This window comes from Burkholderia sp. AU19243, from assembly GCF_018148075.1.
GTDB lineage: Bacteria > Pseudomonadota > Gammaproteobacteria > Burkholderiales > Burkholderiaceae > Burkholderia > Burkholderia latens_A.
In genome coordinates, this window is sequence record NZ_JAGSTV010000010.1 from 55,170 (window position 1) to 77,556 (window position 22,387).

Below are 22,387 nucleotides of genomic sequence, written 5' to 3' on the forward strand. Positions count from 1 at the left end.
GGCGGCGCGTGCGGCTTCAGCTGCCGGCGGCCCCCGCCAGCAGGTAATGCGCCGCAATCCCCGCGAACAGTGCACCGCCGAGCCAGTTGTTGTGCCGGAACGCCGCGAAGCACGGCATCCGCTCGCGGTCCTTGATCAGCGTGTAGTGATACAGCGCGCAGCCAGCCGCCGTCGCCCACCCTGCCCAGTACGCGACGCCAAAGCCGAGCGTCACGCCGATCCATACGTAGATGCCGAGCGTCATCGCGTAGCACAGCATGACGGCCGCCACGTCGAAGCGGCCGAACGTCAGCGCGGACGTGCGAATGCCGATCTTGATGTCGTCGTCGCGATCGACCATCGCATATTCGGTGTCGTACGCAACCGACCAGAAGATGTTCGCGACCAGCATCACCCACGCGAGCACCGGCACCGTGTCCAGCACGGCCGCGAATGCCATTGGAATGCCGAAGCCGAAGGCGATGCCGAGATACGCCTGCGGAATCGCGAAGAAACGCTTCATGAACGGATACGAGCCCGCGACGAACAGCGCGACGACCGACAGCTCCTTCGTCAGCGTATTGAGCGGCAGGATCAGCAGGAACGCGATGAACGACAGCACCACCGCGATCGCGACCGCTTCCCATGCGTGGATCTTCCCAGACGTCAGCGGCCGGTCGGCCGTGCGCTTCACGTGACGGTCGAAATCGCGGTCGGCGTAGTCGTTCATCGCGCAGCCGGCCGAGCGCATCAGCAGCGTGCCCAGCACGAAGATTACGAGTAGCGGCCAGCGCGGATGGCCGTCGGACGCGATCCACAGCGCGTTGAGCGTCGGCCACAACAGCAGCAGGCTGCCGATCGGCTTGTCCATCCGGACGAGCCGCAGATACAGGGGAAAGCGGGCAAGCATGGCAAAGCACCGGGGAGAGAATCCCGGCATTTTAGAGCCGAGCAGCGGTCCGCGTCATGTCGAGCCGTGCCGCGGCCCCGCGCGGCGGCCGCCGAGGCCCGCCACGGGCGGACGGACGGCCGGTGTGCTTCGATCAAGGGACAGATGCCGAGCCCGACGCCGGCCGGCCTGCGGCCGCTCCGGCCTCCAGGGCCCACGCGACGGCGGAGCGCCGGACGATGGCCGGCCGCGCGCGGCGCGACCGGCCGCACCGGATTTACGCGAGCAGCGACCGCAGCATCCATGCGGTCTTTTCGTGCGTCTGCAGGCGCTGCGTCAGCAGGTCGGCGGTCGGCTCGTCGCTCGCCGCATCGGCGATCGGGAAGATTTCGCGCGCGGTGCGCACGACCGTCTCGTGCCCTTCGACGAGCTGGCGGATCATTTCTTCGGCCGCCGGCACGCCGTTGGCCTCCGGCACCGACGACAGCTTCGCGAAATCCGCGAACGTGCCCGGCGCGACGACGCCGAGCGTGCGGATGCGCTCGGCGACCGAGTCGACCGCGAGCCACAGTTCGTTGTACTGCTCTTCGAACATCAGGTGCAGCGTATTGAACATCGGACCCGTGACGTTCCAGTGGAAGTTGTGGGTCTTCAGGTACAGCGAAAACGTATCGGCGAGCAGGCGCGACAGGCCGTCCGCGATCTTCTTGCGGTCCTTGTCGCTAATGCCGATGTTGATCTGCGTGGCGTTGCCTTTCTTGGCCATCTTCGGGACTCCCATTCGAAATGTTGAACCGGCGAAAATGCGTCGAGCAATCCGTATGCCGTTTCACGCGGCATCCGTTCGCGACTTGCAAGTCTAGCGCGACGAGCGAATCCGTGCGCTCAACCGCCCGCGACGAGCGGGGCGAGCGCATGCAGCCCCTGCGCGACCAGCTCTGCCGCGCCGCCGATGACGATCGCAAAGCCGACGATGCGGCGTACCAGCTCGGCGGGCGTATGCGCAGCGCGGATGTTCAGCATCATTTGCGTCATGATCGTGCCTCCTTCGACAACATTCTGAATCGGAAGAAAGACGGCCGGTCGTGCGACCGGCCGTTTCTCGTTGCTACGTGACCGTTATCGCGTCACGGCGTTCACGCGAGGTCGAAGCGGTCGAGGTTCATCACCTTGTTCCAGGCCGCGACGAAATCGCGCACGAACTTCTCGTTCGCATCCGCGCTGCCGTACACCTCGGCCAACGCACGCAGTTGCGAGTGCGAGCCGAAGATCAGGTCGACCCGCGTGCCGGTCCACTTGACCTCGCCCGTCGTGCGGTCGCGTCCTTCGAACACGTCGTTCGCGGCCGACACGGGCTTCCACTCCGTGCGCATGTCGAGCAGGTTCGCGAAGAAGTCGTTCGACAGCGTGCCCGGACGATCGGTGAACACCCCGTGCTTCGAGCCGCCGACGTTCGCGCCGAGCACACGCAGGCCGCCGACCAGTACGGTCATCTCGGGCGCCGTCAGCGTCAGCAACTGCGCCTTGTCGACCAGCAGCGCCTCGGCCGGCGTCTTATACGCGGCCTTCAGGTAGTTGCGGAAGCCGTCGGCCACCGGCTCGAGCACGGCCATCGCGTCGACGTCGGTCTGCTCCTGCGACGCATCCATCCGGCCCGGCGCGAACGGCACGGTGACCGCGACACCCGCGTTCTTCGCGGCCTGCTCGACGGCTGCCGCGCCGGCCAGCACGATCAGGTCGGCCAGCGATACCTTCTTGCCGCCCGTCTGCGCGTCGTTGAACGCCTTTTGCACGCCTTCGAGCGCCTCGAGTACTGCCGCGAGCGCGGCCGGCTGGTTCACTTCCCAGTCCTTCTGCGGTGCGAGGCGGATACGCGCGCCGTTCGCGCCGCCGCGCTTGTCCGAACCGCGGAACGTCGATGCGGACGCCCATGCGGTCGACACGAGCTGCGACACGCTCAGTCCCGTCGCAAGGATCTTCGCCTTCAGCGCAGCGACATCCGCGTCGTCGATCAACTGGTGGTCGACGGCCGGAATCGGGTCCTGCCACAGCAGTTCTTCAGCCGGCACTTCCGGGCCGAGATAGCGAGCGCGCGGCCCCATGTCGCGGTGCGTGAGCTTGAACCATGCGCGCGCGAACGCGTCGGCGAATTCAGCGGGATTCTCGTAGAAGCGGCGCGAGATCTTCTCGTAGGCCGGATCGAAACGCAGCGACAGGTCGGTCGTCAGCATCGTCGGACGGTGCTTCTTCGACGGATCGAACGCATCCGGGATCACCGCATCGGCATCCTTCGCGACCCACTGGTGCGCGCCGGCCGGGCTCTTCGTCAACTCCCACTCGTAGCTGAACAGGTGCTTGAAGAAGTCGTTGCTCCACTTCGTCGGCGTCGACGTCCACGTGACTTCGAGGCCGCTCGTGATCGCGTCGCGGCCCTTGCCCGATGCGTACGTGCTCTTCCAGCCGAGGCCTTGCTGTTCGATGCCCGCTGCTTCCGGCTCCGGACCGACGCTCGACGCAGGGCCCGCGCCGTGCGTCTTGCCGAACGTGTGGCCGCCCGCGATCAGCGCGACCGTCTCTTCGTCGTTCATCGCCATCCGCGCGAACGTCTCGCGGATGTCACGCGCGGCCGCAACCGGGTCGGGGTTGCCGTCCGGACCTTCAGGGTTCACATAGATCAGGCCCATCTGCACGGCCGCGAGCGGATTCTCGAGCTCGCGGTCGCCCGAATAGCGGCTGTTCGGGCCGCCGCTCAATTCCAGCCAGATCTTTTCCGAGCCCCAGTAGACGTCGTCCGGCTCCCACGTGTCGGCACGGCCGCCCGCGTAGCCGAAGGTCTTGAAGCCCATCGATTCGAGCGCGACGTTGCCGGTCAGGATCATCAGGTCGGCCCACGAAATGCTGCGGCCGTACTTTTGCTTGATCGGCCACAGCAGCCGGCGCGCCTTGTCGAGGTTACCGTTGTCGGGCCAGCTGTTCAGCGGCGCGAAGCGCTGCTGCCCGCCGCCCGCGCCGCCGCGACCGTCGGCGATCCGGTACGTGCCGGCGCTGTGCCATGCCATCCGCACGAACAGGCCGCCGTAATGGCCGAAATCGGCCGGCCACCAGTCCTGCGACGTGGTCATCAACGCGTGCAGGTCGCGCTTCACCGCCGCGAGGTCGAGCTTGTTGAACGCTTCCGCGTAGTCGAAATCCGGATCCATCGGATCGGACAGCGCCGAGTGGCGGTGCAGGATGTTGAGGTCCAGCTGATTCGGCCACCAGTCCTTGTTCGACGTGCCGCCGGCCGCCGTGTGGTGGAACGGACATTTCGCTTCGGTCGACATGCTTTTTCTCCTTTTCTTGCTCGTAGGCCCCCACTTGCCGGGCGCGGTTCGTGGAGCATTGCGGGGGGATGAAACGGAACAGGTTGATCCTGTCGTGTTACGGGGTGCCACGGGCGGCTTGGGTTACGGCCTTGCAGACCTTGGACCTGCAACGCCACCTCATGGCCGGACAACGCGCGAAGCGCCGGACCTCCGGCCCGGCGCGCGGCGGCGCTCATCCGCCATACGCGCGATCCGCCAGGTACGCGAACGCAAGCGGCTGAAGACCGCGAACCGCGGCCTTCGCACGGCGAACGACCTCGTCGCGCGACGGGATGGTCCGTTGCGCTTGCTGCAATACCGACCGCATCATGACATCCTCCTTTGACCGTTGCATTTAGCGTGCAGACCGGGCCCTTCGCGGTGACGCCGATCCATGCGAAAGATAGTATATTCATCTATCGCATATTAGAATTTAATAAATTTCATCTATGTGATAGAGAAAAATAAACGGGGTCGCGAGACCCCGTCGATTCGGACCGTCGGCACGCGACACGCGCGGCTCAATTCATCGTGGTCGGCATGTCGAGCTTCGTGACGCCGGGCAGCTCGCACGCGGCGATCGCCTCGCTGATCGCGTCGATGGCGGGCATCCGCGTAAAGCTCTTGCGCCATACCAGCACGACGCGGCGGTCGGGCACCGGTTCGTGAAACGGCACGTACGACAGCAGCTCGGCGTCCGGGCCGTTGGCGCGCGGGCCGACCTCGGCGACCGACATGCGCGGCAGCACCGTGATGCCGACACCGCTCGCGACCATATGCCGAATCGTTTCGAGCGACGATCCTTCGAAGGTCTTCTGGATGCCGTCGGCCGTCTGCGAGAAGCGCATCAGTTCCGGGCACACGCCGAGCACGTGATCGCGGAAGCAGTGGCCGTTGCCGAGCAGCAGCATCGTCTCCTGCTTCAGGTCCTCGGCGTCGATCTCGTCGCGCTTCTCCCACGGGTGGCCAGCCGGCAGCGCGACGACGAACGGCTCGTCGTACAGCGGCCGCACCATCAGGCCGGTTTCGGGGAACGGGAGCGCCATGATCGCGGCGTCGATCTCGCCCTGCTTCAGCAGCTCGAGCAGCTTCAGCGTGTAGTTCTCCTGCAGCATCAGCGGCATCTGCGGCACGCGCTGGATCATCTGCTTGACGAGCGTCGGCAGCAGGTAGGGGCCGATCGTGTAGATCACGCCGAGACGGAACGGGCCGACGAGCGGGTCCTTGCCCTGCTTCGCAATCTCCTTGATCGCGAACGTCTGCTCGAGCACACGCTGCGCCTGCGTGACGATCTGGTCGCCGATCGGCGTCACGCTCACTTCGCTCGCGCCGCGCTCGAAAATCTGCACGTTGAGCTCGTCTTCCAGCTTCTTGATCGCCACCGACAACGTCGGCTGGCTCACGAAGCATGCTTCGGCCGCGCGGCCGAAATGCCGCTCGCGCGCCACCGCGACGATGTATTTCAGTTCAGTCAGGGTCATTGTGGGTCAATCAGAGATATACAGGCGATAGGTTTAATTTATACACCCGTTGGCACCGGTTCGCCAAGTTTCTCTGCATCGCGGCACGCCCAATATGCGCGCCACGCTGTTTTAAATCCGGCCCCGAATGCACGATCACGCTTTCAGATACTGCTCGCGCGCGCCGAGCCAGCGCGCCAGATGCTGCGTGACCACGTCAGGATAAGCGGCGATCAGGCGCGCCGCCGCGTCGCGGGCCGGGTCGATCAGCCACCCGTCGGTCTCGAGGTTCGCGAAGCGCAGCATCGCCGCGCCCGACTGGCGCGCGCCCAGGAATTCGCCGGGGCCGCGGATCTCGAGGTCGCGCCGCGCGATCTCGAAGCCGTCGGTGGTTTCGCGCATCGTCTTCAGCCGCTCGCGGCCGGCAACGGACAGCGGCCCGCTGTACAGCAGCACGCACACCGACGCCGCGGTGCCGCGCCCGACGCGCCCGCGCAGCTGGTGCAGCTGCGCGAGGCCGAAGCGTTCCGCATGCTCGATCACCATCAGCGACGCGTTCGGCACGTCGACACCGACCTCGATCACGGTCGTCGCGACGAGCAGCTGCACTTCGTTGCGCGTGAACGCGTCCATCACGGCCGCCTTTTCGGCCGGCGACAGCCGCCCGTGCACGAGCCCGACCTTCAGCTCGGGCAGCGCCGCGGCCAGCGTCTCGTAGGTTTCGACAGCCGTCTGCAATTGCAGCGTCTCGCTCTCCTCGATCAGCGGACACACCCAGTACACCTGGCGGCCGGTCAGCGCGGCTTCGCGCACACGGGCGATCACCTCCTCGCGCCGCGCGTCGCCGACGACGCGCGTGAGCACCGGCGTGCGGCCCGGCGGCAGCTCGTCGATCGTCGACACCTCGAGATCCGCGTAATACGTCATCGCCAGCGTGCGCGGAATCGGCGTAGCCGACATCATCAGCTGGTGCGGCTGGAAGTCGCGCGCGCCATTGGCCGCGTTCGCGGCTTTCGCGCGCAGCGCGAGACGCTGCTCGACGCCGAAGCGGTGCTGCTCGTCGACGATCACGAGGCCGAGCCGCGCGAATTCGACCGTGTCCTGGATGATCGCATGCGTGCCGATCACGAGCTGCGCGGTGCCGAGCGCCGCCGCCTCGACCGCCGCGCGCTTCTCCTTCGCCTTCAGGCTGCCGGCGAGCCACGCGACCGACACGCCGAGCGGTTCGAGCCACGCGCGCAGCTTGCGTGCGTGTTGTTCCGCCAGGATTTCGGTCGGCGCCATCAGCGCGGCCTGATAGCCGGCGTCGATCGCCTGCGTCGCGGCCAGCGCCGCGACGACCGTTTTGCCGCTGCCGACGTCGCCCTGCAGCAGTCGCTGCATCGGGTGCGGGAGCGTGAGATCGTGCGCGATCTCGTCGACCACGCGCGCCTGCGCGCCCGTCAGCGTGAACGGCAGCGCCGCGTACAGGCGCGTGGTCAGCGCGTCGGCGTCGGCCGCGCTACGACGCGGCATCGCGGGGGCCGCGCGCGTGCGGCGCTCCTCATGCGCGCGCTTCAGCGACAGCTGCTGCGCGAGCAGTTCCTCGAACTTGATGCGCGTCCACGCGGGGTGCGAGCCGTCCATCAGCGCGGCTTCGTCGGAGTCGACGCCCGGATGGTGCAGGATCCGCACCGCCTGCGCGAGCGTCGGCACGCCGAGCGGCCTCAGGTAGTCGCGTTCGATTTCGGGCGGCAGCAGCTCGGGGAGCGGCGTGCGCTCGACCGCGTTCTCGATCGCCTTGCGCAGATACGCCTGCGACACGCCCGCCGTGCTCGGATAGACGGGCGTGAGCACCTGCGGCAGCGGCGCATCGGCTTCGACCACGCGCACGGCCGGATGCACCATCTCCATCCCGAAGAAGCCGCCGCGCACGTCGCCACGCACGCGCAGCCGCTGACCGACGGCCATCTGCTTGACCTGCGAGCCGTAGAAATTGAGAAAGCGCAGCACCAGCTGGTCGCCGTCGTCGTCGCGGATCTTCACGACGAGCTGGCGGCGCGGCCGGTAGGCCACCTCGTTGTCGAACACGACGCCTTCGGTCTGCGCGATGCCGCCCGGCAGCAGTTCGCCGATCGGCGTGAGCGTGGTTTCGTCCTCGTAGCGCATCGGCAGATGCAGCACGAGATCGATCGAGCGCGTGAGGCCGAGCTTCGCGAGCTTGTCGGCGGTTTTCACGGGCTTGTCCGCGGCCGGCTTCTTCTTGCCCTTCGTGCCCTTCGCGCCGGATGCCCCCGATTCCGCCGCTTCGTTGCCGTCCGTTGCGGGTTCGACGCCGGGCGCGGCCGCGGCCGGCTGCGCGAGCCGCCCGTCGGCGCCGCGTTTCGGCCCCGCGCGACGCGATGCCGTGCGGTGCGGCGCGGCGCCCTCGCCCGCGCTTTCGGCGGGCGGCGCAGCATCGTTCGCGTCGAACGGATCGGCGGAATCGGCAACGGCGGCGGCGGAACGGCGGGGCGACACGGGCATTGGATCGTCTGGATGCTTCGCAAGGCAAGTACAATAGCGGCTTTCACGTCGTCCGAACGAACGGCGCCGGCCAGGCCGCGCATCCCGCCATCATAGCGGCTCGCGCGCGCCGATTACGCGTTTCCGCCTTGTCGGCGGCGCCCGCCGGCCGTTTCGAACCAGCCCGCATGTTCACGCTTTCCGATTTCGATTTCAATCTGCCCCCCGAGCTGATCGCGCAAACCGCGCTGCCCGACCGCACCGCGAGCCGCCTGCTCGAGGTCGACGCCACCGTCGAACCCGCCCGCCTCGTCGACCGCCGCTTCACCGAACTGCTGTCGTGCATCGCGCCGGGCGACCTGCTCGTGTTCAACGATACCAAGGTGCTGAAGGCGCGGTTCTTCGGCCAGAAGGCCAGCGGCGGCAAGATCGAGGTGCTGATCGAGCGCGTGACCGGCACGCACACGGCGCTCGCGCAAATCCGTGCGAGCAAGTCGCCGGGCGCCGGCACGACGCTGCGCCTCGCCGACGCGTTCGACGTGACGGTCGGCGAGCGCGTGGAGCCGTTCTTCACGCTGCACTTTCCCGCGCCGTGCCTCGACCTGATCGAGCAGTACGGACGCCTGCCGTTGCCGCCGTATATCGAGCACGACGCCGACGCGAACGACGAGACGCGCTACCAGACCGTCTATGCGAGCAACCCGGGTGCGGTCGCGGCGCCAACCGCCGGCCTCCATTTCGACCAGCCGCTGCTCGACAAGCTCGACGCGATCGGCGTCGAGCGCGCGACGCTGACGCTGCACGTCGGCGCCGGCACGTTCCAGCCGGTGCGCGTCGAGAACATCGCCGAGCACAAGATGCACAGCGAGTGGTACGACCTGCCGCAGACGCTCGTCGACAAGATTGCCGCGACCCGCGCGCGCGGCGGCAGCGTGATCGCGGTCGGCACGACGTCGATGCGCGCGCTCGAAGCCGCGGCGCGCGACGCCGACGAAGCCGGCCGCCCGCTCGCGGCGACGCAGGCCGAAACCGACATCTTCATCACGCCAGGCTATCGTTTCCGCGTCGTCGACCGGCTCGTCACGAACTTCCATCTGCCGAAGTCGACGCTGCTGATGCTGGTGTCCGCGTTCGCGGGCGTCGAGACGATCCGCGCCGCGTACAGGCATGCGATCGAAGCACGCTACCGCTTCTTCAGCTATGGCGACGCGATGCTGCTCACGCGACGCGACACGCCGGAGGCGCCGGAAGCGCCGCGCGCGTAAGCGCGGCTCACGGCATCCGCCTGATTGCGCACGGCGGCCGGCACGTCGCACGGTCGCCGCGCTTTTTTGCGTTGCGCGCGCTACGCGCGCACACCCGCTTTCCCCCCGCCGCCGGTTGCCCGGCGGCGTTTCCAACATGCGCCGGACTGTTTTCCGGTGGCAAGGAGAATGACGCGATGACCGAAGGCTCATCCCACGATACGCACGCTGATACGCACGCCCCCGCGCAGGAACGCCCCGCGAACGGGCTCGAATTCGAACTGCTGACGACCGACGGCCATGCGCGCCGCGGCCGCGTGAAGCTCAACCACGGCGTGGTCGAAACGCCGATCTTCATGCCGGTCGGCACGTACGGCACCGTGAAGGCGATCCAGCCGCGCGAGCTGCACGAGATCAAGGCCCAGATCATCCTCGGCAACACGTTCCACCTGTGGCTGCGCCCAGGCCTCGACACGATCGACGCGCACGGCGGCCTGCACGGCTTCATGGGCTGGAACAAGCCGATCCTGACCGACTCGGGCGGCTTCCAGGTGTTCTCGCTCGGCGACCTGCGCAAGATCACCGAGGACGGCGTCACGTTCGCGTCGCCGATCAACGGCGACAAGCTGTTCCTGTCGCCGGAAGTGTCGATGCAGATCCAGAAGGTGCTGAATTCGGACATCGTGATGCAGTTCGACGAATGCACGCCGTATGCGACCAACGGCGTACCGACGACGCACAAGGAAGCGGCCGACTCGATGCGCATGTCGCTGCGCTGGGCGAAGCGCTCGCTCGACGAGTTCGATCGGCTCGGCAACCCGAACGCGCTGTTCGGGATCGTGCAGGGCGGGATGTTCGAAGACTTGCGCGACGAGTCGCTCGCGGGCCTGTCCGAGCTCGGCTTCCATGGCCTCGCGATCGGCGGGCTGTCGGTCGGCGAGCCGAAGGAAGACATGATGCGCGTGCTGCGGCACGTCGGCCCGAAGCTGCCGGCCGACAAGCCGCACTACCTGATGGGTGTCGGCACGCCGGAGGATCTCGTCGAGGGCGTCGCGAACGGCGTCGACATGTTCGACTGCGTGATGCCGACCCGCAACGCGCGCAACGGCTGGCTGTTCACGCGCTTCGGCGACGTGAAGATCCGCAACGCGACGCACAAGAATTCGCTGAAGCCGCTCGACGCGAGCTGCACGTGCTACACGTGCCAGAACTTCTCGCGCGGCTATCTGCATCACCTGCACCGCGTCGGCGAGATCCTCGGCGCGCAGTTGAATACGATCCACAACCTGCATTACTACCTGCAGCTGATGAGCGAGATCCGGGAGGCCATCGAGACTCATACGTTCGACGCATTCCGTCAGCGCTTCGCGGAGGATCGGGCGAGAGGCGTCGACTGACGGGCGGCTGCCACGCCTCCGCCCGTCACATAAGACGAGTACTAAATTCGGCCGCCCCGATACCGGTCGGGACCGCCGAACATTACAATTGCCTTTCCAGATGCGTTGCGACCGTGCCGGTTCGCGCTTTAACAGCTTGATCCGAAAGCGCATTTGCTGCGCGGTTTGCGCATGGGGCCGGTGGTAGAATAACCGGCTTATTTTTCGATCTTCCCCTACGGAGAGACCAACGTGCCGTTCATTTCCAATGCCTTCGCGCAAGGTGCCGGTGGCGCCGAATCGAGCCTGATGAGCTTCCTGCCGCTCATCCTGATGTTCGCGGTGCTGTACTTCATCATGATCCGTCCGCAGATGAAGCGCCAGAAGGAACACCGCAACATGCTCGCGGCCATGGCGAAGGGCGACGAAGTCGTCACGAGCGGCGGCCTCGTCGGCAAGGTGACGAAGGTCAGCGAAGGCTACATCGGCGTCGAGATCGCCGAAGGCACCGAAATCACCGTGCAGAAGGCTGCCGTCACGACCATTCTGCCGAAGGGCACGATCAAGTCGCTGTAAGGCTTTCACCGAGCGTCCGGCTCCCCGCGCCGTGCCCGCCTGAGAGAGCGGGCCGTCGCGGCGCCGGACGCGACGCTTTCACGCCAACCACCCGTTCGGCCCCCTCATGAATCGTTATCCAATCTGGAAATATGTCGTGATGGTCGTGGCGCTCGCCATCGGCCTTCTGTACACATTGCCCAACTTCTTCGGCGAAGCGCCGGCGGTGCAGGTGTCGAGCGGCAAGGCCACGGTCAAGCTCGATTCGACCACGCTGACCCAGGTCGAATCCGCGCTCGCGTCCGCGCAGATCAAGCCGGACGACGTCACGTTCGAGAACACGGCGACCAACGCGAACATCCGCGTGCGCCTGAAGGACACCGATACGCAGCTGCGCGTCAAGGACCTGCTGCAGAAGTCGCTGAACACCGACCCGAACGATCCGCAGTATGTTGTCGCACTGAACCTGCAGAGCGCGTCGCCGCGCTGGCTGACCGCGCTGCACGCACTGCCGATGTATCTCGGCCTCGACCTGCGCGGCGGTGTGCACTTCCTGCTCCAGGTCGACATGACGGGCGCGCTCACGAAGAAGCTCGACTCCGACGCGTCCGACGCGCGCTCGCTGCTGCGCGACAAGAACATCCGCGACGGCGGCGTGAGCCGCGTCGACCAGTCCGTGGTCGTCAACTTCAGCGATGCGCAGACGGCCGAAGACGCCCGCAAGGTGCTCGCAGCGTCGATCACCGAACTGCAATGGGCGACCCAGCCCGGCGGCGGCGGCACGCAGGTCGTCGGCACGTTCACGCCGGCGGTGCAGAAGGCCGTCGAGGACGCAGCGCTCAAGCAGAACCTGACAACCCTGCACAACCGCGTAAACGAGCTCGGCGTGTCCGAGCCGATCCTGCAGCAGCAAGGCAGCGACCGCATCGTCGTCGAACTGCCGGGCGTGCAGGACACCGCGAAGGCGAAAGACATCATTGGCCGCACCGCGACGCTCGAGGCGCGCCTCGCCGATCCGATCAACACGCACCCGAACCCGAACGACCCCGTGCCGCCAGGCGAGGAACTGTTCACACAGGGCAACCAGGTCCCCGTGCTGCTGAAGAAGGACGTGATCTTCACCGGCGATCGCATCATCGATGCATCCGCCGGCTTCGACGAACACCAGCGTCCGTCGGTCAACATCCGGCTCGACTCGGCGGGCGGCCGCTCGGTCCGCACCGTGTCGCGCGACAACATCGGCAAGCCGATGGCGATGGTGCTGTTCGAGAAGGGCAAGGGCGAAGTGCTGACGGTCGCGACGATCCAGTCCGAACTCGGCGACCGCTTCCAGATCACGGGCCAGCCGACGCCGCAGGCCGCGGCCGATCTCGCACTGCTGCTGCGCGCCGGCTCGCTCGCCGCGCCGATGGACATCATCGAGGAGCGCACGATCGGCCCGAGCCTCGGCGCGGACAACATCAAGATGGGCGTGCATTCGGTGATCTGGGGTTTCTGCGCGATCGCCGTGTTCATGATCGCGTACTACATGCTGTTCGGCGTGATCTCGGTGATTGGGCTGTCGGTGAACCTGCTGCTGCTCGTCGCGGTGCTGTCGCTGATGCAGGCGACGCTGACGCTGCCCGGTATCGCGGCAATCGCGCTCGCACTCGGCATGGCGATCGACTCGAACGTGCTGATCAACGAGCGCGTGCGTGAAGAATTGCGCGCGGGCCAGCCGCCGCAGCTCGCGATCCAGGCCGGCTACGCGCACGCATGGGCGACGATTCTCGACTCGAACGTCACGACGCTGATCGCGGGTCTCGCCCTGCTCGCGTTCGGCTCGGGCCCGGTTCGCGCATTCGCGATCGTGCACTGCCTCGGCATCCTGACGTCGATGTTCTCCGCGGTGTTCTTCTCGCGCGGGATCGTCAACCTCTGGTACGGCGGCCGCAAGAAGCTGAAGTCGCTCGCGATCGGCCAGGTGTGGAAGCCGGAAGGCGCGACGGCCGGCGCCGCCGGTGCGGCGTTCGACGCGGCAGACGAATCGACCGACACCGCGCGCGCCGCGAAGCTCGCGGCCCCGGCGAAGAGCAACGCGCCGCGCGCGGGCAAGCCGCAACTGCGCAACCGCGCGCAGCAACGCGTGTCGCCGAAGAAACCGGGCTCGACCCAATAAGGCCCCGGAGACGAAGCCATGGAATTTTTCCGCATCCGTAAAGACATTCCGTTCATGCGGCACGCGCTGGTGTTCAACGTGATCTCGCTGGTCACGTTCCTCGCCGCCGTATTCTTTCTGTTCCACCGCGGGCTGCACCTGTCCGTCGAGTTCACCGGCGGCACGGTGATCGAGGTCCAGTATCAGCAGGCCGCGCAGCTCGAACCCGTGCGCGCGACGCTCGGCAAGCTCGGCTACGCCGACGCGCAGGTGCAGAACTTCGGCACGTCGCGCAACGTGCTGATCCGCCTGCAGTTGAAGCAGGGCCTCACGTCCGCGCAGCAAAGCGACCAGGTGATGAACGCGCTGAAGGCGCAAAGCCCGGACGTGACGCTGCAGCGCGTCGAGTTCGTCGGCCCGCAAGTCGGCCGCGAGCTCGCGACCGACGGCCTGCTCGCGCTGGCGTGCGTCGTGATCGGTATCGTGATCTATCTGTCGTTCCGCTTCGAATGGAAGTACGCGGTGGCCGGCATCATCGCCAACCTGCACGACGTCGTGATCATTCTCGGCTTCTTCGCGTTCTTCCAGTGGGAGTTCTCGCTGGCGGTGCTCGCGGCAATCCTCGCGGTGCTCGGCTACTCGGTCAACGAGTCGGTCGTCATCTTCGACCGGATCCGCGAAACGTTCCGCCGCGAACGGAAGATGAACGTGCAGGAAGTGATCAACCACGCGATCACGACCACGATGTCGCGCACGATCATCACGCACACGTCGACGGAAATGATGGTGCTGTCGATGTTCTTCTTCGGCGGCCCGACGTTGCACTACTTCGCGCTCGCGCTGACGGTCGGCATCATGTTCGGCATCTACTCGTCGGTGTTCGTCGCGGGTTCGCTCGCGATGTGGCTCGGCATCAAACGCGAAGACCTGATCAAGGAAAAGAAGACCGCGCACGATCCGGACGATCCGAACGCCGGCGCGCAGGTTTGAGCGGCGCGGCGTTTTGGCTGATTGACGAAGGCCGGTCCTGTTGGACCGGCCTTTTTTCATGCGGGCGCGCCGCCCTCGTCTCGCGGCGCGCCGTCCGGGTGCTGGCTACGGTGTCGGGCCGGCCTCGCGCTTGACGCCGCGTTGCGATGGGGATGTCGACGACATGCTGCCGTCGTACCGGGAAGTCGATCTCGCACGCGATTTGCGAACGGGCCGGTTTCGACTGCGACACCGTCGCGCAGTGGAGCGTAGCCGCGCTGCTTTTCACTGCGGTCGTCGTCGTGCTTGCAGCAACCGCTCGCTTGGAGCCTGCGGCACCGGCGGGCGTCCCGCGACGCCGGTTAACCGCGCTTCCTGCACCCCGTTACTCGATTACCGAAACCCGAACCGCCGCCGCAGCACAACCAGCGCCCCAAGGCTCAGCACCGCCGCGAACATCAGGTAGAAGCTCGGTGCCGTCTTCATCCCGGTCGCCTTGATCAGCCACGCGATGATGAACGGCCCGAAGCCGCCGAAGATCGTCACCGCGACGTTGTACGCGAGCGACATCCCCGTCGTGCGCGTCTGCACCGGAAATACCTCGGAAAGCAGGCCCGGCAGCGCCGCGAAGTAGCCCGTCATCAGGAATGCGAGCAGCACCTGCAGCGCGATCAGCGTGCCGAAGCCCGGATGCGCGACGAGGTACGCGAATGCCGGATAGATCAGCACGAGAATGCCCAGCGCCGGCGCGATCATCACGCGCACACGGCCGTAGCGATCGGACCAGTGGCCGACGAGCGGCGCGAACGCCATCTGAATTACGCCGACGACGAGGATCGCCGCGAACGCGGCCGAAGGCGCGAGGCCGAGTTGCTTCACGCCGTACGTCGGCATGAACAGCACGAGATACGTCGCGACCGTGCCAAGTACGACCACTCCCATCGCAGCAACGAGTCGCGCCTTGTGCGATGCGAACGTATCGCGCAGCGGGTTCGCGGTGCTTTCGGCAGCGAGGAATTCGGGCGTCTCGTCGACCTTCGCCCGGATGTAGTACGCGACCGGCCCGAGCAGCAGCCCGAAGAAGAACGGCACACGCCAGCCCCATGCGGCCATCTGGTCGGCCGTGAGCTGCGCGTTCAGCACGGTGCCGAAACCGGCCGCGAGCAGCGTCGTGAGACCCTGGCTCGCGACCTGCCAGCTCGCGAAGAAACCGCGCCGGCCGGGGACGTGCTCGGCCAGGAACGCGGTCGCGCTACCGAATTCGCCGCCGGCCGAGAAGCCCTGCATCAGCCGTGCGGCGACGAGAATCAGCGGCGCCGCAACGCCGATCGTCTGGTAGGTCGGCAGCACCGCGATCACCAGCGTGCCGGCCATCATCAGCAGGATCGATAGCGTGAGCGCGGCCTTGCGGCCCGCGCGGTCCGCGTACGCGCCGAGCACGATCGCGCCGAGCGGGCGCATGAAGAAGGACACGCCGAAGGTGCCGAGCGTGAGCAGAAGCGACACGGTGTCGTTGCCGGCGGGGAAGAACAGCTTCGAGATCGTCACCGCGAAGAAGCCGTAGACGACGAGGTCGAACCACTCGAGCGCGTTGCCGATCGACGCGGCGACCACCGCGCGCCACACGCGCGGCGACGATGCTACGGAGCTGGACTGCGTGACGGCATGCATCGGCGATCTCCTTGTCGTTGTACGTTCTGTCAGACGCGTCCGTTGTCGCGCCGCGAGCTGTGCCGACGATTATAGGCGCGCAAAAAAAAGCCGCCGCGCCCCCCGGAAAGGGAGCGCGGCGGTGCGTATGCGACGGCCAGGCCGCGCGCGTTACTGCTGCTTGACGGCTTCGGCCGTGATCAGCAGCTTCGTCTTCATCTTGAAGCCGTACTGCTTGCCGTAGTCGAGGCCGAAATCGTCACGGCTGAATTCGCCGACCGCGTCGACGCCGCACACTTCACGCTTGAGCATCGGATGCGGCATGCACTTGAGCGAATCGATCTTCAGCGTCAGCGGCTTCGTGACGCCATGCAGCGTCAGATTGCCGACGACCGCCACCGGCTTGTCGCCTTCGAACTTGATCGTGCCCTTGTAGTTCGCCTGCGGGAACTTCGCCGCATCGAAGAAATCCGGCGTCTGCAGATGCTCGTCGAGCTTCGCGCTGCCCGTGTGGATCGACGCGATGTCGGTCGTCACGTCGACCGTACCCGTCTTCGCCGCGCGGTCGAGCGTCACGGTGCCGCTCGACTTGTCGAACTTGCCGCGCCAGACCGACAGGCCGCCGAAGTGATCGGCCTCGAAGCTCGGGTACGTGTGGCTCGGATCGAACTGGTACGTCGCGCTGTCGGCGAAAGCCGAGAACGACAGCGAAGCGGCCAGCGCGCCCGCGGCGATGATCAGATGCTTTTTCAACTCTTTCTCCTTGGAACAGCGCCGCGCCCTCGCGCGGCATTCGGGTGATGCGACACCCCGCCGCTTACTTCGTCGCGACGAGATGGAACTTGATCTGCACTTCGTCGGCGACGATCGACGTGTCCTTCCATTCGCCGGTGCCGACGTTGAACGCCGAACGCTTGATCGGCAGCACGCCGTCGAAGGTCTGCGTCGCGCCGCTTTGCGTGACGGTGACGGGCACCGTGACGGTCTCGGACTTGCCCTTGATCGTCAGCTTGCCGGTCACGTTGTACTTGTTGCCGCCGGCCGGCGCGATCGCCGACGACGTGAAGGTTGCCTGCGGGTACGCCTTCGCGTCGAACCAGTCCTTGCCCGCGACCTGGTCGTTGTACATCTTGTCGCCGAGGTCGAAGCTCGCGACGTCGATCGTCATTTGCGCGCTGCCTTGCGCGGCCTTCGCCGGATCGAACTTCACCTGCGCGGAGAACTTCTTGAATGCGCCTTCGGTCGGCACGTTCATCTGCTTCGACACGGCGGACACCTTGCTCTTCGAGAGATCGACGTCGGCGTGCGCCGCGGCCGATGCGGCGAGTGACACCGCGGCGAACGCGGTCAGCATGGAGCGGGAGAAAGACACTTTCATGGGATCCTTCATTTGGCAAAGGGAAGCATGCGCGACAGCAGCCCGTCGCGGTCCAGCACCTGGTGCTTGAGCGCAGCGAGCACGTGCAGTGAAACGAGCGCAAGCAGAATGTAATTCAAAGTCACGTGCAGCGTCTTGAACGTTTCCTTCAGCGCCGGATCCGGGTCGATCAGGCGCGGCAGCGGCACGATGCTGAGGTAGACGACCGGGATGTTCGACGCCGAGCTGTACAGATAGCCGGTCAGCGGAATCGCGAGCATCAGCGCGTAGAGCAGGATGTGCACGCCGTGCGATGCCGCGCGCTGCCATGCCGGGGTACTTCCGGGCAGCGCGGGCGCGGCATGGGTTGCGCGCCACAGCACGCGCACGACCGCCAGCGCGAACGCAGTCACGCCGATCCACTTGTGCCACGAAAAGTACTTCAGCTTGGTCGGCGTGAAACCGGGGATGTCGGTCATCACCCAGCCGAGCCCGAAGCCGCAGACGATCAGCAGCGCGATCAGCCAGTGCAATGCGATCGCCGTCTGCGAGTAACGTACCGGGCTGGCCGGCAGCGAATTCGATGCCATCGTGGATCCTCAGTTGAGCGAACGGCTGCGCCGGCAACTTCGACCGACGCATGTCAAGGGCGCCATGCTACCGCAACCTTTTGACGGCCGCCGACTCTGAGAACTGACGCGTCAGCGGGCTGCCATGTCGACGCCATGTTACCGACCGGTCACCGGTCATTTGGACGTTGACACCGCCAAAAGGCCGTTTTGGTAAGATTGGCGCGGGTTCCGGCCCCGTCGACGCGTGCTCCCTGCCGTCGCAACACCGCCTTTTCCATGCAACGATACGATCTGATTGCCTGCCACGAATGCGACGCACTGTTGCATAAACCGCGTCTGAGCGGCCGCGAAATCGCGCGCTGCCCGCGCTGCGACGCGCTGCTCTATCGCAACAGCACCACGCAGATCGAGCGCATCAGCGCGCTCGCGGTCGCCGCGCTCGTCACGTTCATCATCGCGCAGACGTTCCCGATCCTCGAAATGGACCTGAACGGCACGCGCGTGCAGACGACGCTGATCGGCGCGATCGATGCGCTTTGGCATCAGGACATGGCGATCGTCGGCGTGATGGTGTTCTGCTCGACGGTGCTGTTCCCGCTCGTCGAGATGGCCGCGCTGCTGTACGTGCTGCTGCCGATCCGGCGCGGCGTCGTGCCGCCGGGCCTGAACCTGGTGCTGCGCACGATCCAGTTCGTGCGCCCGTGGGGGATGATCGAGGTGTTCATGCTCGGCATCGTCGTCACGATCGTGAAGATGGTGAGCCTCGCGCGCGTCGTGCCCGACGCCGCGCTGTTCGCATTCGGCGCGCTCACGCTGATGACCGCCGTCGTGCTGATGTTCGACCCGCGCACGTTGTGGGACATCGCCGACGACCTGCGCGCCGGCCGCACGCCCGGACGGCCCGAACCCGCTCCCGCCATCCCAGCCACCCCCGCCGCCGCGCCGCGGCCGGACGCGCCGCGCCAATGACGACGCCCATCGCTGCCCGCGAGGGCTATGCCAGCTGCCACGCATGCGGGCTCGTGCAGACGATCGACCATCCGCACGCGCACTGCGCTCGCTGCGGCAGCGCGCTGCACTTCCGCACGCCGAACAGCATCATGCGCACGTGGGCGCTGCTGATCGCCGCCGCGATCCTGTACATTCCGGCGAACCTGCTGCCGATCCTGCACACGTCGTCGATCGTCGGCTCGCAGGATGACACGATCATGAGCGGCGTCATCTATTTCTGGACGTCGGGCGACTGGCCGCTCGCGGTCGTCGTGTTTGTCGCGAGCATTCTCGTGCCGATGCTCAAGCTGGGCGTGCTGACGATCCTCGCGACCAGCGCGCAGCGCCGCGTCGCTTGGCGGCCGCTGCAGCGTACGCGGCTGTACCGGATCGTCGAGCGGATCGGCCGCTGGTCGATGCTTGACGTCTTCGTCGTGACGCTGACCGTCGCGCTCGTCCATTTCCGTTCGCTCGCCGTCATCACGGCCGGCCCCGGCGCGCTCGCGTTCGGCTCGGTCGTGATCCTGACGATGCTCGCGTCGATGCAGTTCGATCCCCGCCTGATCTGGGATCCAGTCGAAACCTCAGGGAAACACCATGAATAGTCCGCAAGGCCCGCAGCACGACGCGCCCCGGCCGCCCGATCCGGCCATCTCGACGAAGAGCGGCTGGCTGCCGTCGCTCGTCTGGCTCGTGCCGCTGATCGCCGCGCTGATCGGCATCGGCCTCGTGATCAAGTCCGTGCGCGAGCGCGGCCCGGAAATCTCGATCAGCTTCCACAGCGCGGAAGGGCTCGAGCCGGGCAAAACGCAGGTCAAGTACAAGGACGTCGAGATCGGCATGGTCAAGACGATCAAGCTGTCGAAAGACCTGTCGCGCGTGCTCGTCCAGGTGCAACTGAAGAAGGAGGCCGAGGACTTCGCGGTCAAGGGCTCGCGCTTCTGGATCGTGCGGCCGCGCGTCGGCGCGACCGGCGTGTCGGGGCTGGGCACGCTGCTGTCGGGCGCGTACATCGGCGTCGACGCCGGCCACGGGCAGGACACGCAGACCGACTTCACCGGCCTCGAGACGCCGCCGGCCGTGACCGGCGACCAGAAAGGCACGCAGTACGTGCTGCGCGGCGATTCGCTCGGCTCGGTCGACATCGGCTCGCCGGTCTACTACCGCCGCGTGCAGGTGGGCCAGGTGGTCGGCTTCTCGCTCGACAAGGACGGCACCGGCGTCACGTTCAACGTGTTCGTCAATGCGCCGTACGACCAGTACGTCGGCCTGAATTCGCGCTGGTGGCAGGCGAGCGGCGTCGACCTGCGGCTCGATTCGAGCGGCCTGAAGCTGAACACGCAGTCGCTCGCCACGGTGATCCTCGGCGGCATCGCGTTCCAGACGCCGCCGAACCAGGACACCGGCGCGATCGCGCCGAACAACACGACCTTCCGTCTCGGCTCCGACGAGGGCGATGCAATGCGCGACCCGGACGGCCAGCCGCTGCAGGTCGTGATGAACTTCAACCAGTCGCTGCGCGGGCTCGCCGTCGGCGCGCCGGTCGACTTCCGCGGCATCGTGCTCGGCGAAGTGACGAACATCGGCATCGACTACGACCCGAAGACCAAGAACTTCCTGATGCCGGTCACGATGAACGTGTATCCGGAGCGGCTCGGCCGACGCTTCCGCGAAACGATCGAAAGCAAGGGCGAACCGGCGCGCCGCGAAATCGTCGAGCGCCTCGTCCAGCACGGGCTGCGCGGCCAGCTGCGCACCGGCAACCTGCTGACGAGCCAGCTGTACGTCGCGCTCGACTTCTTCCCGAAGGCGCCGCCGGTGAAGATCGACGCGGCGCGCCAGCCGCTCGAGCTGCCGACCGTACCGAACACGCTCGACGAGCTGCAGCTGCAGGTCGCCGACATCGCGAAGAAGCTCGACAAGGTGCCGTTCGACCAGATCGGCGCGAACCTGAACAGCGCGCTGTCGAACGCCGACAAACTGTTCAAGCAGCTCGACACGCAGATCGCGCCGCAAGCGCGCGACACGCTGGCGGCTGCGAAGCAGACCTTCTCGACCGCCGAAGCGACGCTGCAGCAGGATTCGCCGCTGCAGTCCGACGTGCGCGGCGCGCTGAAGGAGCTCACGCGCACGCTGCAATCGCTGAACGCGCTCGCCGATTATCTCGAGCGCCACCCCGAATCGCTGCTCAAGGGCAAGCCAGGAGATCAACAATGACGACGACACGCGTGAACGGCCTCGCGAGCGGCGCGGCGGCAGTCTTCGCCGCGCTCGCGCTGGCCGCGTGCAGTTCGCCGCCCGCGCGGTTCTATACGCTGAGCCCCGCAGATGCCGCGGCGCCCGTGCGCACCGCACCCGCCAACCCCGCGTTCCTGATCGAGGTGCCGGCCGTCGGCGTGCCCGAGCAGGTCGCGAAGAACCAGCTCGTCGTGCAGAAGAACGCCGCGCAGGTCGACGTGCTCGAGCAGGAGCGGTGGGCCGCGGCGCCCGCCGACGAGATCCGCCGCGCGCTGTCGGACGATCTCGCCGCGCGGCTCGGCACGATCGACGTCGCGAATTCTGCGTATCCGGCCGGCGTGCCCGTCTATCGAATCAGTGTGAACGTGCAGCGCTTCGAGTCGTGGCCGGGCAAACGCGCGGCGATCGACGCGGTGTGGAGCGTGCGTGCGCTCGACACGCAAGCGGTGATGACGTGCCGCACGAGCGTCGCGGAGCCGGTTGGTGACGGGTACGACGCGCTCGTCGCCGGCCACCGGCGTGCGCTCGACGTGATCGCATCGCAAGCCGCAGCCGGCGTGCGCACGATGGCCGCGCGGCGCGCGGCGGCGCCGTCATCGGCTGCGTCCGGCAAGGCGGCCGCCGCCGCGCCCGTCCTGGCCTGCCCGGCCAATCCGGCGGCGCACGATGACGCGGGCGCGACGGGCAAGTCCGGCGTGTAAGCGTCCGGTGCGCGGCCGTACGCCCGTGCAGCCGTGCAGCCGTGCAGCCGTGCAGCCGCGCAGCCGGCAGCCGGCAGCCGGCCCGTCTCGCCGATGACGATCACGATCATCTGCCGCGAACCGCACGCGCACCCGGCCGCATATGCGACGGCGCCGCCATCGCCGCTGCCGCAGCGGCTGCGCACACTCCGCGGCATCCATTGGCCGGACGGCCGCTTTGCATTGTTTGTCAAAATCCTCCGGAACCCGCGCCCGGCAATGCGGTCGGCTTGCGTTTTCGCGTCCGATTGACGATCCTACGCACGTTCCGGCTCGCGCCGCCGTCGTGCGCGCCCGCCGGCGGCGATCCACCCGTCGTCTCGGGGGCGGCCGCCGCGTCTGCCGGGGTGCGCATGCGTGTCCGCATGCGCCGCGTCGGGGCAGCCGCATCGCGAGTCGCCGC

The 22,387-nt window shown here is 66.9% G+C and carries 19 protein-coding genes; 9 read left to right on the top strand and 10 right to left on the bottom strand.

Features of this window, described 5'->3' with window-relative positions:
• Positions 1 to 16: 16 nt before the first annotated feature.
• The 6 genes from ubiA to recG all read right to left on the bottom strand — a co-directional run bounded on the left by ubiA (position 17) and on the right by recG (position 8,177).
• A complete protein-coding gene (ubiA, locus tag KDW55_RS19295) occupies positions 17 to 889 on the bottom strand; it encodes a 4-hydroxybenzoate octaprenyltransferase (RefSeq protein ID WP_040143455.1) in 873 nt (290 codons plus the stop codon).
• Between the two features lie 256 nt (positions 890 to 1,145).
• Positions 1,146 to 1,634 carry a non-specific DNA-binding protein DpsA gene (gene dpsA, locus KDW55_RS19300; protein WP_040143454.1) on the bottom strand — a complete coding sequence of 163 codons (489 nt, stop codon included), beginning with the start codon at positions 1,632 to 1,634 and terminating at the stop codon, positions 1,146 to 1,148.
• Between the two features lie 119 nt (positions 1,635 to 1,753).
• Positions 1,754 to 1,903 (bottom strand): hypothetical protein, encoded by a 150-nt coding sequence (locus KDW55_RS19305; RefSeq protein ID WP_167432634.1) that lies wholly within the window; start codon positions 1,901 to 1,903, stop codon positions 1,754 to 1,756.
• A 101-nt stretch (positions 1,904 to 2,004) separates the two neighbouring features.
• Positions 2,005 to 4,191, bottom strand: coding sequence for a catalase/peroxidase HPI (katG, locus tag KDW55_RS19310; RefSeq protein WP_040143453.1), 2,187 nt, complete (start codon positions 4,189 to 4,191; stop codon positions 2,005 to 2,007).
• Positions 4,192 to 4,733: 542 nt separating this feature from the next.
• Positions 4,734 to 5,693, bottom strand: coding sequence for a LysR substrate-binding domain-containing protein (locus tag KDW55_RS19315; protein WP_040143452.1), 960 nt, complete (start codon positions 5,691 to 5,693; stop codon positions 4,734 to 4,736).
• A gap of 135 nt (positions 5,694 to 5,828) precedes the next feature.
• Positions 5,829 to 8,177, bottom strand: a complete 2,349-nt coding sequence (recG, locus tag KDW55_RS19320) for an ATP-dependent DNA helicase RecG (protein WP_212160914.1) — start codon at positions 8,175 to 8,177, stop codon at positions 5,829 to 5,831.
• Between the two features lie 167 nt (positions 8,178 to 8,344).
• On the opposite strand from recG, the gene queA reads away from it, so the two are divergent.
• The 5 genes from queA to secF all read left to right on the top strand — a co-directional run bounded on the left by queA (position 8,345) and on the right by secF (position 14,458).
• Positions 8,345 to 9,421, top strand: a complete 1,077-nt coding sequence (gene queA, locus KDW55_RS19325; protein WP_209824937.1) for a tRNA preQ1(34) S-adenosylmethionine ribosyltransferase-isomerase QueA — start codon at positions 8,345 to 8,347, stop codon at positions 9,419 to 9,421.
• Between the two features lie 176 nt (positions 9,422 to 9,597).
• On the top strand, positions 9,598 to 10,797 hold the full coding sequence (tgt, locus tag KDW55_RS19330) for a tRNA guanosine(34) transglycosylase Tgt (protein ID WP_059547814.1): 1,200 nt from the start codon (positions 9,598 to 9,600) through the stop codon (positions 10,795 to 10,797).
• Between the two features lie 231 nt (positions 10,798 to 11,028).
• A complete protein-coding gene (gene yajC, locus KDW55_RS19335) occupies positions 11,029 to 11,352 on the top strand; it encodes a preprotein translocase subunit YajC (RefSeq protein ID WP_006401647.1) in 324 nt (107 codons plus the stop codon).
• A 106-nt stretch (positions 11,353 to 11,458) separates the two neighbouring features.
• Positions 11,459 to 13,489 carry a protein translocase subunit SecD gene (secD, locus tag KDW55_RS19340; RefSeq protein WP_059547816.1) on the top strand — a complete coding sequence of 677 codons (2,031 nt, stop codon included), beginning with the start codon at positions 11,459 to 11,461 and terminating at the stop codon, positions 13,487 to 13,489.
• An 18-nt stretch (positions 13,490 to 13,507) separates the two neighbouring features.
• Positions 13,508 to 14,458, top strand: coding sequence for a protein translocase subunit SecF (gene secF / locus KDW55_RS19345; RefSeq protein WP_040143447.1), 951 nt, complete (start codon positions 13,508 to 13,510; stop codon positions 14,456 to 14,458).
• Between the two features lie 372 nt (positions 14,459 to 14,830).
• Here secF and KDW55_RS19350 read toward each other — a convergent pair whose 3' ends face one another.
• The 4 genes from KDW55_RS19350 to KDW55_RS19365 form a co-directional block, all read right to left on the bottom strand.
• Positions 14,831 to 16,108 (bottom strand): MFS transporter, encoded by a 1,278-nt coding sequence (locus KDW55_RS19350; protein WP_212160913.1) that lies wholly within the window; start codon positions 16,106 to 16,108, stop codon positions 14,831 to 14,833.
• A gap of 150 nt (positions 16,109 to 16,258) precedes the next feature.
• Positions 16,259 to 16,840, bottom strand: a complete 582-nt coding sequence (locus tag KDW55_RS19355) for a YceI family protein (protein WP_040143444.1) — start codon at positions 16,838 to 16,840, stop codon at positions 16,259 to 16,261.
• 64 nt (positions 16,841 to 16,904) lie between these two features.
• A complete protein-coding gene (locus KDW55_RS19360; RefSeq protein WP_040144880.1) occupies positions 16,905 to 17,465 on the bottom strand; it encodes a YceI family protein in 561 nt (186 codons plus the stop codon).
• Between the two features lie 8 nt (positions 17,466 to 17,473).
• Entirely contained in the window at positions 17,474 to 18,034 is a 561-nt protein-coding gene (locus tag KDW55_RS19365; protein ID WP_212160912.1) for a cytochrome b, read from the bottom strand.
• Positions 18,035 to 18,292: 258 nt separating this feature from the next.
• On the opposite strand from KDW55_RS19365, the gene KDW55_RS19370 reads away from it, so the two are divergent.
• From KDW55_RS19370 to KDW55_RS19385, 4 genes are read left to right on the top strand one after another with little or no spacing between them, the layout of a single operon-like run.
• Complete coding sequence (locus KDW55_RS19370; protein WP_040143442.1) at positions 18,293 to 18,985, top strand: paraquat-inducible protein A; 693 nt, start codon at positions 18,293 to 18,295, stop codon at positions 18,983 to 18,985.
• On the top strand, positions 18,982 to 19,611 hold the full coding sequence (locus tag KDW55_RS19375) for a paraquat-inducible protein A (RefSeq protein ID WP_040143441.1): 630 nt from the start codon (positions 18,982 to 18,984) through the stop codon (positions 19,609 to 19,611). Before KDW55_RS19370 ends, KDW55_RS19375 begins: the two co-directional genes overlap by 4 nt.
• The gene (locus KDW55_RS19380; RefSeq protein ID WP_040143440.1) at positions 19,604 to 21,223 is read left to right on the top strand and encodes an MlaD family protein; all 1,620 of its coding nucleotides are present in this window, start codon (positions 19,604 to 19,606) and stop codon (positions 21,221 to 21,223) included. The genes KDW55_RS19375 and KDW55_RS19380 overlap by 8 nt, the downstream gene beginning before the upstream one ends.
• Complete coding sequence (locus KDW55_RS19385) at positions 21,220 to 21,945, top strand: PqiC family protein (protein ID WP_040143439.1); 726 nt, start codon at positions 21,220 to 21,222, stop codon at positions 21,943 to 21,945. The genes KDW55_RS19380 and KDW55_RS19385 overlap by 4 nt, the downstream gene beginning before the upstream one ends.
• Positions 21,946 to 22,387: the final 442 nt, after the last annotated feature.

Coding starts and splice junctions, on each gene's coding strand:
- ubiA (WP_040143455.1), bottom strand. CDS start 889: ATGCTTGCCCGCTTTCCCCTGTATCTGCGGCTCGTCCGGATGGACAAG.
- dpsA (WP_040143454.1), bottom strand. CDS start 1,634: ATGGCCAAGAAAGGCAACGCCACGCAGATCAACATCGGCATTAGCGAC.
- KDW55_RS19305 (WP_167432634.1), bottom strand. CDS start 1,903: ATGACGCAAATGATGCTGAACATCCGCGCTGCGCATACGCCCGCCGAG.
- katG (WP_040143453.1), bottom strand. CDS start 4,191: ATGTCGACCGAAGCGAAATGTCCGTTCCACCACACGGCGGCCGGCGGC.
- KDW55_RS19315 (WP_040143452.1), bottom strand. CDS start 5,693: ATGACCCTGACTGAACTGAAATACATCGTCGCGGTGGCGCGCGAGCGG.
- recG (WP_212160914.1), bottom strand. CDS start 8,177: ATGCCCGTGTCGCCCCGCCGTTCCGCCGCCGCCGTTGCCGATTCCGCC.
- queA (WP_209824937.1), top strand. CDS start 8,345: ATGTTCACGCTTTCCGATTTCGATTTCAATCTGCCCCCCGAGCTGATC.
- tgt (WP_059547814.1), top strand. CDS start 9,598: ATGACCGAAGGCTCATCCCACGATACGCACGCTGATACGCACGCCCCC.
- secD (WP_059547816.1), top strand. CDS start 11,459: ATGAATCGTTATCCAATCTGGAAATATGTCGTGATGGTCGTGGCGCTC.
- secF (WP_040143447.1), top strand. CDS start 13,508: ATGGAATTTTTCCGCATCCGTAAAGACATTCCGTTCATGCGGCACGCG.
- KDW55_RS19350 (WP_212160913.1), bottom strand. CDS start 16,108: ATGCATGCCGTCACGCAGTCCAGCTCCGTAGCATCGTCGCCGCGCGTG.
- KDW55_RS19360 (WP_040144880.1), bottom strand. CDS start 17,465: ATGAAAGTGTCTTTCTCCCGCTCCATGCTGACCGCGTTCGCCGCGGTG.
- KDW55_RS19365 (WP_212160912.1), bottom strand. CDS start 18,034: ATGGCATCGAATTCGCTGCCGGCCAGCCCGGTACGTTACTCGCAGACG.
- KDW55_RS19370 (WP_040143442.1), top strand. CDS start 18,293: ATGCAACGATACGATCTGATTGCCTGCCACGAATGCGACGCACTGTTG.
- KDW55_RS19375 (WP_040143441.1), top strand. CDS start 18,982: ATGACGACGCCCATCGCTGCCCGCGAGGGCTATGCCAGCTGCCACGCA.
- KDW55_RS19380 (WP_040143440.1), top strand. CDS start 19,604: ATGAATAGTCCGCAAGGCCCGCAGCACGACGCGCCCCGGCCGCCCGAT.
- KDW55_RS19385 (WP_040143439.1), top strand. CDS start 21,220: ATGACGACGACACGCGTGAACGGCCTCGCGAGCGGCGCGGCGGCAGTC.